The sequence below is a fragment of the Salinarimonas sp. NSM genome (assembly GCF_052380005.1).
Classification (GTDB): domain Bacteria; phylum Pseudomonadota; class Alphaproteobacteria; order Rhizobiales; family Beijerinckiaceae; genus Salinarimonas.
Genome location: NZ_JBQTCJ010000006.1, coordinates 19,553 through 31,655, shown reverse-complemented (window position 1 = coordinate 31,655; position 12,103 = coordinate 19,553). Strand labels below are relative to the sequence as shown.

The window sequence follows — 12,103 nt, the reverse complement described above, 5'->3', positions numbered from 1 at the left end:
TCGTAACGAGCCGCCTGGCAGGGCGGCCCTCACGTCACCCCGGTACAAGGACTACCGACATGACAGCCCAAATCTATACCGCATCTCGCGCGGCCGTGGAAGGCCCGCGCCTCTCGACCCTCTTCCGCGACCCCTTCGTCCGCCGCGCCTTCGAGCGGGCGGAGAAGGACGGCGGGGCGTCGTTCGCCGTGCCGGCCCCGCGCCGGCCCGTCCTCAGCGGCGGCGAGGCCGACCGCGTCCTCGAGCAGGCGTGAGGGAGGGCGGCATGCAGATCAACCGTCGTTCCCTCATCATCGGCGCGCCGGTCGCGGCCGCCGCCGTCACCGTGCCGCTCGCGGCCTTCGCCCTCTCCCCGTCGTCTCGGATGGCGGCGCTCTACGTCGAGTGGGAGCGGGCCGATGGCGTGATCCGATCGATCCCGGAGGACACGCCATACGCGGCCTGGAAGCCGCTCGCGGATGCCGCCCGCGCCGCTCGGCGGGCGATCGTCCAGGAGCCCGCGCGGACCTTCGACGACCTGTACCTCAAGCTCGTCGCCGCGGCCACGTCCGGCGGCGGGGTGGAGGGGATCAAGGAAGGGATCACCGACGACCTTTCGGCCGGCGATGCCTTCGACTCCACGCTCGCGATGAGCGCGCTCCTCGACATGGTCCGCGGCGTCGACGGGCTTCCCCGCGTCGTCCCCGTGACCGAGCGGTGAGGGAGGGGATCATGCGAAACGCACTGACCACGATCACCTTCCACGGAGCGAACCTCGTGGCGATCCCCGGCGAGTCGCCGGAGACAACGATGGTGGCGATGAAGCCGGTCGTCGAGGGCATGGGCCTCGACTGGGGTGGGCAACACAAGAAGGTGCTTAGCCATCCTGTCCTCTCGGGGTGCGTCTCCGTTACGGAGATACCTTCGGAAGGCGGGATGCAGCGCACGGTGCTGCTGCCGCTCAACCGCCTCCACTTCTGGCTGGCGACGATCTCCCCGAACCGGATCGCCGACCCGGTGGTGCGCGAGCGGGTGATCCTGTTCCAGACGGAGGCGGCGGACGTCCTGTTCGAACACTTCTTCGGGAAGGCGCTCGCGGGCGGCGACGAGCTCGCCGAGCGGACGAACGGCATCAGCCGCATGCTGGCGAAGAAGGTGACGGGTATCGAGCGGGCCATGGGCGCGCTCGCGGGACAGGTCCAGGCGCTTGTGGTGGCGCACGATCCGCGCAGGGCCGTGCTCGACTACGTCTCGACGCGCCAGCTCCTCGACGAAGCGAAGGCGATCCAGAAGGGGCGGAACGGCGTCAACCGGCGGATCGGCTTCGAGATGCGTGAGCGCGCTCTCCAGGCCGTGCCGCCGGTCCCGCTCCGGCGATGCCCGCACTCGGGCGTGTGGCTGTACCCGCGGGCCTTCGCGGACGCCTACATGCGCGAGCGCGGGAACGGGCTCGTGCGCGAGCACAACGATCGCCAGAAGGGACAAGGGGTGATCCCGTTCCCGGACCGGAGGAACGCTCCGGAACGCGAGACCGTCTGACCACAGAGCCGGGGCCGAGAGGCCCCGGTTTCCGTTTCAGCGCCGCACGGGCGCCCATGACCGCCGGACGGAGTGCGCTGCTTGCTCCATCTCGGCAACAGCATCCTGTAGGAGCGGCGCGCACTCGTCGGTCACGATATCGTCGCGCAGCATCTCGGCATCCTGAACAATTAGTCGAAACCACTCTGCCGCCCGCTCGCGAGGCATGGCGACCGAAGATATCGCGTCTAGCACCTGGAGGCGCGCGGCCGCCTGTTCTGCATCGCTCAGGCTCCCGGCGCACATCTCGACCGTCACCAGCACCATGTCGGCCGCGTCGAGAAGCCGTCCCACCTCGGGTGAGCGCTCTTCAGCGACGCTGACGCTCGCGAAAGCCAGTACGCCAATCGCGGCACCTAGTACACGCATCCGCCCCTCCCTCTGAGGTCTCGCCATGGTCGACATCGCCCGCCTCGGTATCGAGGTGGCCACGGACGCGCTGCGCCGCGCCATGGCCGATCTCGACCGCTTCGGCGACCGCGCCGGCGATGCCGAGCGGGACGTCGAGCGCTTCGGGAATACCGCACGGACGGTGTTCGGCGCAATCGCGGGCGCCGCGGCGACGCTCGGCGCGGGCTTTTCGCTCAGCGAGGGCATCCAGTCCGCGATCGGCTTCGATGCGGCCCTGCGCGAGGTCTCGACGCTCTTCCCGGTCCTGAATGGCCAGATGGAAGAGGTATCGGCCGCGGCGCGCGGGCTGGCGAGCGAGTTCGGCGGATCGGCGACGCCTCAGGTCCAGGCGTTCTATCAGGCGATCTCGGCCGGCGCGTCGGATGTCGCGGAGGCGACGGCGGTCGTTGACGCCGCCAACCGGCTGGCGACCGGCGGTCTCGTTGACGTCACCACGGGCGTGGACGTCCTCACGACCGCGACGAACGCCTATGCCGCCTCCGGGCTTTCCGCCATCGACGCGTCCGATTCGCTCTTCGTCGCGATGCGAGCGGGCAAGACGACGATCGGCGAGCTCGCGTCGAGCCTCGGCAACGTGATCCCGACCGCGGCGGCACTCGGCGTCGGCTTCGACGAGCTGAACGCGGGCGTGGCTGCGCTCACGACGCAAGGTCTCTCGACGGCGAGCGCCGTCACCGGCCTGCGCGCGATCCTCTCGCAGGTCGCCGCACCAACCGAGCAGGCCCGCAAGGTCGCCAAGGCGCTCGGCATCGAGTACAGCGTCGCCGCGCTCCAGGCGAAGGGGCTCGCCGGCTTCCTCGCGGACGTGACGGAGCGCACGGGCGGCGATGCGGCGGCTCTGGCCCAGCTCTTCGGCTCGATCGAAGCGCTGAACGCCGCGCTCTCGTTCGCGGGCGGCGCGGGGGAGAGCTTCAACGCCATCCTCGACGACATGCGCGAGAAGGCCGGCTCGACGAACGAGGCCATGGCGCGAATCGACGTGTCGTGGACCGAGCGCATCGAAGGCGCTCTCACGCCGGTCGGGGCGTCGCTGCGCAACATCGGTGAGGTCGCGCTCAACGTGCTCGTGCCGGGGCTCGAGGGCGCCGCCGCCGTGCTCTCGGCATCGCTCGTGCCGGCGACGGCCGCGCTCGCTGCGAACGCCGACACCCTCGCGAAGGGCCTGTTCGTGGTCGGCGCCGGGATGACGGCCGCGTTCGGCCCGCAGATCCTCGCCATGGTCGGCGGTCTCACCGTCGCCATCGGTACGCGGATGGTGGGAGCCGTGAACGCGCTCACCGCGGCCATCGCGCGCAACCCGTTCGGTGCGCTCGCGGTCGCTGCCGCGGCCGCTCTGGGTGCGCTGTTCGCCTTCCGCGAGGAGATCCGGGAGGCCTCGGCCGATGCCCAGAATGCATCCCCTGTCATGCGTGGGCTCGCGGGCGCGCTCGACGTCATCGGGCGGGCAGCCAATGGCGCGGCGGCGGCCATCGGCGGCATGCTCGACCGGCTGACCACGGCGGGGCACGCGTCGGCAAGGCTGAATGATCAGCTCGCCGAAGTCGACATGATGCTGCAGAGGCGCGAGGAGGACCTCGCGGGCCACCGCGCGCTTGCCGCGGGTGGCAGCGTGTTCTCCTCCCGACAGGCGGCTCGTCTCGAGGGCATCGTTGAAGAGCTACGCACCGAGCGCGCGGCGCTTCTCGACGCGCAGCGCATCCTCGAGACGCCCTCGTTCAACGAGCGTGTCCCGTACAGCCCGCCAGCGCCCGCGGCGCCGCAGCTTCCCGAGATTGTCGCGCCGGACATCTCCGGGCTTCTCGCAGGCGCGGGCGGCCGCGAGAGCGAGAACGCGCTCGAGCGGTGGCTGCAGTCGACTCGCGAGCGGACCGAGGCGCTTCGCCTTGAGGCCGAGACGTTCGGGATGGCCCAGGTCGCGATCGATGCCCACCGGCTTGCCTTCGAGGGCCTCAATGCAGCGAAGGAAGCCGGCGTCCCGATCACGTCCGCGCTCGTCGAGTCGATCAACGCCGAAGCCCAGGCGCAAGCCGCGGCGACGGAGCAGCTGCGCTTGATGCAGGAAGAGCAGCAGCACCTCGACCAGATCAAGAGCACGGTCGCGAGCGGCCTCACCGACATGTTCATGGGCATCGTCACCGGATCGAAGAGCGCGAGCGATGCGATCCGGGGTCTCGCCACGCAACTGCTGAGCATGGCGGCGAACCGGATGTTCATGCGCATCCTCGACGGTGCGTTCGGTGGCGCCGGCGGTGGGGCAGGCGGGCCGCTCAACCTGCTTTCGTTCCTTCGCCCGCGCGACTCTGGCGGGCCGGCCATGGCCGGCATGCCGTACATGGTCGGGGCCGGGCGCGGTCCGGAGATCTTCGTTCCGGAGACCGCGGGACGGGTCGTGCCGAACCACATGCTCGGCGGCCCCGCGAACGACCGCGGTCCGGCGCCTGTCCTGAACTACGCGCCCGTGATCGATGCACGCGGCGCGGACGCTGCGCGGGTCCAGCAACTCGAGCTCCAGATGCGCGAGCAAGCCCGCGGGTTCGAGAAGCGCGTCTCGGCATTCATCAACGCGCGTGAGACGCGCAACAGGAGGGCATAGCCCATGCCGCGTCTCCTGGATTGGCCGGTAGGCCTCGGCATCGTCTCCGAAGAAGAGCTTTCCGGCCCGCGCGCGATCGGGGCCGGCAGCAACGAGGCCGTCTCGGGTTTCGTGCAGACCTTCTCGACCATGAACGGCCTGTGGCAGTTCCGCCTTGGCCTCCCGCGCCTCTGGGGTGACGCCCTGCGCGCCTATCGCGGCATGGCGACCGGCTTGCACGCCGGCGCCAATGCCGTGCGGGTCTCCTTCGCGGATGTCGACAGGCTCTCCTACGCCCGGGCCGGACTCACGCTCACGCCGGATGAGGAGTTCGGCGGGATCACGTGGTCCAGCGGAGCGCGATGGTCCAACGGCCTGCGCTGGAGCCTCGACATGCCGCCGGTCCCGCTCGCGACCCCGGCCCCGCTCGGCGCAACAAGCATCGAACTGCGCGACGTCTTCGCCGGTCACCGTCTCGACATGGGTGCTCGGATCGGCTTCGGCCCAGTCTACTTCGGGATGCACGTGGTGACGGAGGTGTTCGCGCCCGGGGTCTACCGCATCTGGCCCGGGCTGCGGAAGGCGCTGACGACAGACGATTTCGCCACGTTCCGCCCGATCGTTGCGATGCGGTCCTTCGGCCCTGTGCAGCTCGCGCGCGGGCTCAACGTGGCCGAGGGGCTGACGCTCACGCTTCTCGAGATCCCGGACCCGACGGTCCGGAGCAACTTCGCGGATTGACCGATGGCAGGGCCGTTCACCGAGTTCCTCGCCAAGCTGCGAAGCCCGCACGTGGCGCGCGCACTGCTGGCCCGACTCGACCTGCCGAGCGGCGAGGCGCGGCTGCATTCCGGCGCGGGGCCGCTCTACCTCGACGGAGAGGAGTGGACCGGCGTCACCGACCCGGAGGGCGGGCAGCTTCTCTTCGTCGGACAGATCGATGAGCCGACCTTCGGGACCGCGGCCGCCGTCACGCTCACGCTCACGGGCGCCAACCGAGAGTTCTTCCGGTCCGTCCACGCGACGGCCGCGGAGGTCGAGGGACGATCCGCCGTCCTCTACTGGTGCGCGTTCGACATGGAGACGGGGGAGATCATCATCCCCCCGAAGCCGCTCTTTCCGCGCGGGCTGATGACGGCGCCCTCGCTCGAGTGGGCGGGCATCGCCCGGCGCATCGTCGCGCTGACGCTGGAGTCCGTCTGGCACGGATTCCGGTTCTCGCCCGGCGGGCGATGGAATGCCCAAGCACAGCTCGAGCGCTGGCCAGGCGACAAGGGCGGGCAGTTCATCGGTGTGAAGGTCGAGGAGAACTGGACGTGACGCGCGCCGAACGCCTCGCGGCATTCCTCGCCCCCTTCCGCGACTGCCCGTGGACGTGGGGCGTCAACGACTGTTGCGCCTGGCCCGCGGCGTGGGTGCGCACCGAGACCGGCTCCGCGCTCGACCTGCCGCGCTACACGACCGAGGCCGAGGCCCGCACGCTCATGGCGGGCGGCCTGGAGCCGTTGTGGGACAACGCCATGCTGTCGGTGCCCGGCGCGCGGCGCTCGTACGGCTCTCCGGAGATCGGTGACGTCGGGCTGTTGCGCCTCTCGATCGGCGTCGTAGGGGCGATCTGGAGCAACGGCGGCTACGCCTACATCCGCACCACGGCGGGGCTGCGCGGCCTGGCCCCGCGCGAGCCGGCCATCGTCGCCGCTTGGCACGTCCCGGAACCCTGACATGCACGCTCTTCCCTGGCTTCTCGCCGTGGCGCTGCTCGCCGCGACGACGACGGCTGCGCAGGCGGACCCGGTGACCATCATCGCCGGGATCGTCACCACGCTGCTTCCGGCAACGTCGGCGACGCTCATTGCCGGCGTCACGATCGCACAGGCCGTGGCGACGGCCGTCGTCGTCGGCGCCGGCGTGGCAATCTCGGCGGCAGCGGGCGGCGGGCGGCGTGGCGGTGCGGCCACGGCGCAGAGCATCGACCCGGGCTCGGCGAAGTCGACCTTCGAGAGCGCGGACGGCGACGAGATCCGCGCTATCGGGCGCGCCCGCATTGGAGGGCTGAAGGCCTTCGGCAACACGGCCGGCGCTAACCGCTACCGCCTGATCTGGCACGCCGGCGGCCCCTTCGCCGCGCCGAAGCTCACGGCCATCGAACGGTACTGGTTCGGTGGGCGGGAGGTGATCGTCGACGACAACGACGCGGTGTCCTCGCCGCCCTACGCGCGCCCGGGTGGGGCCTCGTGGCTCTACTGGCGCACCAAGGTCGGCGACGGGACCGAGACGGCGTGGAACGACCTCCTCGTCGACTTCCCGGGGCTGTGGACCGCGGCGCATCGCTGCCGCGGCATCGCGCAGTCGCTCATCATCGCTATCTCGCCGGGGCTCGGGACCGAGCTGTTCCTCAAGCTGTGGCAGTCCGGCCCCCCGGACGCGGAGCTCGAGGGCCGTTGGGAGCCGATGTTCGACCCGCGCGACCCGGCGCAGGTGTTCGACGTTCCCACGTCGTGGAAGTGGACGGACAACGGCATCCTGGCGGCGCTGCACGTCGCCCGGCGCTTCCCGTTCGTCGCCTCCGATTTCGACCTCGACGCCATCGCGGCCGAGGCGGACCTCGCCGATGCGCTCGTGCCGATCCGAGGCGGCGGGGCCGAGAAGCGAGCCCGCGCATGGGGGGTGTTCTCGGAATCCACGGACCGCGAGACCGTGCTCGCCGACGTGCTGCGTTCCATCGGTGCGGAGCAAGTCGAGACCGACGGCAAGATCTGGTTCCGGCTCGTCGACGACGTGCGCGCGCCGGAGGTGCAGTTCACGGAAGACGACATCGTCAACGTGAAGTGGACCAACGGCCCGGAAGGCGTCGACCGGCCGAACGTGTGCCGAGTGGCCTACTACAGCCCGGAGCGCAACTACAGCGTCGAGCCGCTCGACATGACCGGCGTCGGCTGGGCGCGGATCGAGTCTGAAATCGCGCGCTACGGCGAGCAGATCACCGAAGTCCGGCTCTTGTTCTGCCCGTCCGCCTCCCAGGCGCAGCGCGTCGCCCGGCGGCTGTTCTACCTTGAGCGCGCCCGGAGCGGCATAGTCGAGATGCACTTCTCGGGACTGGCGGCAGTGGGCTGCAAGACGATCTCGTTCCCGCTTCCCGACCTCGACACGACCGAGGTCGCGGAGATCGGACAGGTGCGCGAGAAAGACGACGAGGGGCGGTGCGAGATCCCGTTCCGGGTTCAGCCCGCGCTCCCGCCGTGGAACCCGGCCGTGGACGAGGCACCCGCGCCGGAGCAGATCCCGGACCTCGCATTCCAGTCGTCGGTGCCGAAGCCGGCGCAGATGACCGGAGCCGCGGTGGTGGTCTACCCTTCGAACGGGGTGGCGGTGACCCGCTTCGGGTACGTGAACACGGGCTTCCCGACGACGGAGGCGATCTACCGGACGATCGGCGTCGATGGGCCCACCCGCTACCGGGCGATGAACGAGTTGCTGCTCAACGGCGTGACCCACGCCTTCGTGGTGGGGAACCTCTCCGGACAGCAGGTCGAGGCTCGGCATCGCGTCTTCAACGCCGACAGCGAGCCCTCGAACTTCTCCGACGTGCTCGCCGTGGTGCCGGCGATCATCAACGCACCTCCGGGGGCGGTGGGGCTGTCCGTCGTCGAGACGCCCGGCGATCCGCCGACGTCCGCCGGCACGGCGACGCTGACGATCGACTCGCCGTCCAGTCTCTTCTTGGCCTCGGTCGCCTGGCGGCAGCGGACCACGCGCTTCGGCACGCCGGGGGCTTGGTCGTCGTGGACCGTGCTCGACGCGCGCCCCGGCGAGCGCTTCACGGTCGCGGCGGCCTTGCCGCAGCCGTCCGACCAGGAAGGGGACAATCTCGTGGTGACGTTCGAAGCGCAGGCGCGCTCTTCGAACGGCACGCCCAGCGCCACCGCTTCGGCCAGCGTCACGGTCGAGGCGATCTCCAACTAGTCGTGACGGCAGTCCCTACCCCGCATTCGAGGAGACAGCGATGACGCTCGCGCGCACCGCGGCGACGATCTATGCGCCCTTCGCCGCCGACGGCACGGCGCGGCAGCCGAGCCTCGCGGAGTCTCAGCTCTACCACATGGACATCGAGCGACGGGTCGTGGGGCTGTCCGGCGGCGCCACCGTCTTCGACACCCGGGCGGCGATGAACGCCTACCTCACGCCCAACGCCAACACGCTGGGCTACGTCTACGCCGACGCGACGGTGGCCAGCAACGGGATCTATCGCAAGATCGGAGGGAGCGGCACCGGCTCCTGGGTACGCATCGGCGACCTGCCGGAGCGCACCGTCGTCTTCGGCGGCGCGAGCGGCAGCAACGCGGTCACCGCGACCCCTGACGTGCCGCCGCCCACTCGCGACCTCGCGGCGACGTTCCGGATCGTCTGGCCCAACACGAACACCTCGACGACGGTCACGCTCAACGGTGTGCGCGTGAAGGATGCGGAGGGCGCGGATCCTGCCGTCGGCGATCTCATCGGCGGGCGCATCTACGAGATGCTGGCCTTCGAGGGCGTCTACCGGCTTTCGCTGGCTTCCGGGTTCGGCGCGGCCGCCGTCGCCGTCGCCGCCGACCGTGCGGCCGCGCAGGTGGCGCGGGGCGGGGCCGAGGAGGCGCTCGCCGAGGTCGAGGCCGTGCGTGACGCCTTCGGCGCACGCTTCGGAATCGCCGTTTCGGAAGCCGGGCGGCCGGCCTCGGGCCTGGACCTCGCCCTCGTCGTCGCGACGTTCCCGCTGCGCGCGCCGGCGAACTTCGCCGCCCCCACGCCCGCGGCGCCGACCGAGCGCTCCTACGCCCGCGCGGTCACCGCCGCGACGGCCTCGACGGTCTTCTCGGTCCGCAAGAACGGCGTCCAGTTCGGCACGATCACCTTTGCCGTCGGCGCGACGGCGGGGACCTTCGCCGCGACCGAGACCACCTTCGCCCCCGGGGACGTGATCAGCGTCCGCGGGCCGGACATCCCCGACGCGACCCTGGCGGACGTGTCGGTGACCCTGCTGCTCGAGCGCCTGCCGAGCTGATCTGACCTGATCTCTGGAGAGCCCCCATGGCGGATACCATCTCGGTCTACAACGGCGCTCGCGCGCACATCGCGGACGTCGGCATAGGCAACATGACGCTGAAGGTCATGCTGCTCGACAACACCGCCTCGTTCTCGGCGGCGGATGCGACCCTCACGGCCGTCGCGGGAAGCGCCAACGCGCGCGAGGTCTCGGGCAATGGATGGACCGCGGGCGGCGAGACGCTCGACAACGTCGCGGTCACCACCGTGAGCACGAACGCCGCGCGGGTGGACGCCGACGACGTGCGCGTCCGGGCCACGGGCGGCAACATCGGGCCGGCGAGCGCCGCCGTGATCTACGACGACGCCGACGCGAGCGACCGGCCCCTGGCGTACGTGGCCTTCGACTCGGTGCGAGAGGCGTCGGACGGCACCGACTTCCTCATCGCGCTCGACCCGAACGGGCTGTTCACGTTCGTCGCCCCTTCCTGATCTCGCCCGCGTAGAGGAGCCCGCCCATGGCTATCGCGGACGGCGCCATCTCCGAATTCGCGATCGGCGAATTCACGCCCCTGGCCACGGGGGACACCGTCGTCACGGTCGGCGCCGTCGTCTCCGTCGCGGCGGCGCTCGCCCCGGCGGTGGGCTCCGGCGCGGCCGTCGAGGTCGGATCGGTCGGGACCATCACCGCGGGCGTAGCGCCGCGGGCCGGCGCCGGCGCGACCGTCTCGGCGGGTGTCGTCGAAACGGTGGTCGACGCGCTCGTGCCGGTGCTTCCGCCGGGGGCCGTGGTCGAGCTCGTCACGATCGCGACCGTGGCGGATGCGCCGGCCCCCCGGGTGGGTGCAGGCGCCGCGGCGAGCGCCTTCAACACGACGCGCATCGGCGTCGGCTCTTCGATCGGCGAGTTGGCGATCGGCCAGGGCGAGGGCTTCGAAGACTTCACCTCGCCCGTGGTGACAGTTTCCACGGCGCGCGTCCCGGACGTCGGGGGCGGCACGGCCGTGACAGCACGGTGGGCCGATGCGCCGATCCCGTATCCGATAGGCGGGGCGGAATCCATCGGCGAGTTCGCCATCGGTGAGAGCGCGCCCATCGTTGCCGTCGACTTGGACGTCTTGCCGGAGACCGTCGTCATCCCTCATGCGCCGAGCGCCATCGCCCGCCCGCGCCGTCCCGTCGTTTCGATCTTCACAGCCTGAGAGGTCGCCATCATGGCTCACGTCTACATCAACCGCGTCGCGTGCGCGGTCGGCACGACCGGCATCGGCACGGTGACCTTCGGGTCGCCGGTGGCGAGCAACTTCATCGCGCCGGCCAGCGCTTCGCCGGCGCCGTCCGACGGCGACACGGTCACGTATATCCTGCTCGACGGGAACAACATCGAGATCGGGCGCGGCACGCTCGGGGGGTCTCTCACGACCATGACCCGCGACACGGTCGAGGTGTCTCTCATCGCCGGCACCGTCGGGACGTCCAAGCTCTCGCTGTCGGGAGCCGCGGTGGTTCGCTTCATGGTCAGCGCCGCAGACTACGGCAACTTCCTCACGAAGACGGGCGACGCCTCGCAGCTCACGGGCGCCGTCGACCAGGTCGCCCGGGACATGGCGGGCTCGGCGCTCGCCTATGCGATGGCCAGCAACGACGCGGCCTCGATCCTCGGCCCGGTCGGCGCCTTCCGGCTGTCCGACGACTTCGAGACGAACACGCTCAACGTCGTCACGGGCGGGGCCTATGTCGCCGCAAGCGACTGGTACGCCAACGATACGATCAGATACACCGAGACGTCCACCACGGATTCCGGGACGTCGGGCTACGGGTCCTTCACCCTCACGCTGGACCGCGCGTGGGCCGTGAACAACGAGGAGATCATCACCGATCTGGGCGTGCGCGCCGCCGTCGCCGGCGACTACACGCTCCAGATCGTCCAGCGCACGAGCGCGGGCAACTATACCGTCGTGGCGTCGGTCGTGCTCACGCACACCGGCGGCGGCGGATTCGAATACGCGCGCCTCGCGTCGCCCTACACCGTGCCGGCCTCCGGCGACTATCACGTCGCGGTGCACAGGGTCGGTTCGCTCGGCACCAACAGCCGCAGCACCGCCGGCAATCGCGCCGTCTCGACCGTCGCCTCGGCAGCCGCCGTCGGCGGCACTTATGCCGGGCTGACCGAGGATTCGAACATCGTCGTTCCCGTCGCGGCGCGGCGCGTCGGCGGCAACAACGTCAACTTCCGCCCGGTCGCGACGACGATTTCCGCCGACCCCGACGACGTTCTCGGATACTTCGCGATCCTGCCCATCAACTTCGCGACGATCGGCACGAACGTGCTCATCGACTTCTCGATCGATGGCGGCACGACCTGGGCCGCGGCGGCGGTGGAGACGCTCGGCGCGCTCGGCGCCACGGGCGAGATCATGTTCCGCGCGCTGGCCGACGTTTCCGGCCAGACCGGTACGTCGCTCCTCTACCGACTCACGTCCACCACCGACGCCAACTTCAACTACACGCGCTGCGTCGGCGTCGTGCCGCTCTACTGAT

13 protein-coding genes are annotated in these 12,103 nt (G+C 70.6%); 12 read left to right on the top strand and 1 reads right to left on the bottom strand.

What is annotated here, in order from left to right; all coding sequences use genetic code 11:
• Nucleotides 1–59: 59 nt before the first annotated feature.
• Genes ACTZWW_RS04105 through ACTZWW_RS04095 form a run of 3 tightly spaced genes read left to right on the top strand, consistent with a single transcriptional unit; the run spans nucleotide 60 to nucleotide 1,518 of the window.
• Nucleotides 60–254, top strand: coding sequence for a hypothetical protein (locus ACTZWW_RS04105; RefSeq protein ID WP_444779669.1), 195 nt, complete (start codon nucleotides 60–62; stop codon nucleotides 252–254).
• A gap of 11 nt (nucleotides 255–265) precedes the next feature.
• Complete coding sequence (locus ACTZWW_RS04100; protein ID WP_444779668.1) at nucleotides 266–700, top strand: hypothetical protein; 435 nt, start codon at nucleotides 266–268, stop codon at nucleotides 698–700.
• 11 nt (nucleotides 701–711) lie between these two features.
• Entirely contained in the window at nucleotides 712–1,518 is an 807-nt protein-coding gene (locus tag ACTZWW_RS04095) for a phage antirepressor N-terminal domain-containing protein (protein WP_444779667.1), read from the top strand.
• Nucleotides 1,519–1,554: 36 nt separating this feature from the next.
• Here the strand turns inward: ACTZWW_RS04095 and ACTZWW_RS04090 are convergent, their stop codons facing one another.
• The gene (locus ACTZWW_RS04090) at nucleotides 1,555–1,926 is read right to left on the bottom strand and encodes a hypothetical protein (protein WP_444779666.1); all 372 of its coding nucleotides are present in this window, start codon (nucleotides 1,924–1,926) and stop codon (nucleotides 1,555–1,557) included.
• A gap of 25 nt (nucleotides 1,927–1,951) precedes the next feature.
• Here ACTZWW_RS04090 and ACTZWW_RS04085 point away from each other — a divergent pair, with 25 nt between their 5' ends.
• From ACTZWW_RS04085 to ACTZWW_RS04045, 9 genes are read left to right on the top strand one after another with little or no spacing between them, the layout of a single operon-like run.
• Complete coding sequence (locus ACTZWW_RS04085; protein ID WP_444779665.1) at nucleotides 1,952–4,561, top strand: phage tail tape measure protein; 2,610 nt, start codon at nucleotides 1,952–1,954, stop codon at nucleotides 4,559–4,561.
• A gap of 3 nt (nucleotides 4,562–4,564) precedes the next feature.
• Complete coding sequence (locus ACTZWW_RS04080; protein WP_444779664.1) at nucleotides 4,565–5,281, top strand: hypothetical protein; 717 nt, start codon at nucleotides 4,565–4,567, stop codon at nucleotides 5,279–5,281.
• Nucleotides 5,282–5,284: 3 nt separating this feature from the next.
• The gene (locus ACTZWW_RS04075; RefSeq protein WP_444779663.1) at nucleotides 5,285–5,860 is read left to right on the top strand and encodes a transcriptional regulator; all 576 of its coding nucleotides are present in this window, start codon (nucleotides 5,285–5,287) and stop codon (nucleotides 5,858–5,860) included.
• Entirely contained in the window at nucleotides 5,857–6,261 is a 405-nt protein-coding gene (locus ACTZWW_RS04070; RefSeq protein WP_444779662.1) for a DUF6950 family protein, read from the top strand. Before ACTZWW_RS04075 ends, ACTZWW_RS04070 begins: the two co-directional genes overlap by 4 nt.
• Before the next feature lies 1 nt (nucleotide 6,262).
• Entirely contained in the window at nucleotides 6,263–8,503 is a 2,241-nt protein-coding gene (locus ACTZWW_RS04065; RefSeq protein WP_444779661.1) for a phage tail protein, read from the top strand.
• A 40-nt stretch (nucleotides 8,504–8,543) separates the two neighbouring features.
• Nucleotides 8,544–9,581 (top strand): hypothetical protein, encoded by a 1,038-nt coding sequence (locus ACTZWW_RS04060; protein ID WP_444779660.1) that lies wholly within the window; start codon nucleotides 8,544–8,546, stop codon nucleotides 9,579–9,581.
• A gap of 26 nt (nucleotides 9,582–9,607) precedes the next feature.
• Nucleotides 9,608–10,054, top strand: a complete 447-nt coding sequence (locus ACTZWW_RS04055) for a hypothetical protein (protein ID WP_444779659.1) — start codon at nucleotides 9,608–9,610, stop codon at nucleotides 10,052–10,054.
• Nucleotides 10,055–10,080: 26 nt separating this feature from the next.
• Nucleotides 10,081–10,764: a hypothetical protein gene (locus ACTZWW_RS04050; protein WP_444779658.1), complete on the top strand. Its 684-nt coding sequence runs from the start codon at nucleotides 10,081–10,083 to the stop codon at nucleotides 10,762–10,764.
• Between the two features lie 12 nt (nucleotides 10,765–10,776).
• Nucleotides 10,777–12,102: a hypothetical protein gene (locus ACTZWW_RS04045; RefSeq protein ID WP_444779657.1), complete on the top strand. Its 1,326-nt coding sequence runs from the start codon at nucleotides 10,777–10,779 to the stop codon at nucleotides 12,100–12,102.
• The last annotated feature ends 1 nt before the right edge of the window (nucleotide 12,103 follow it).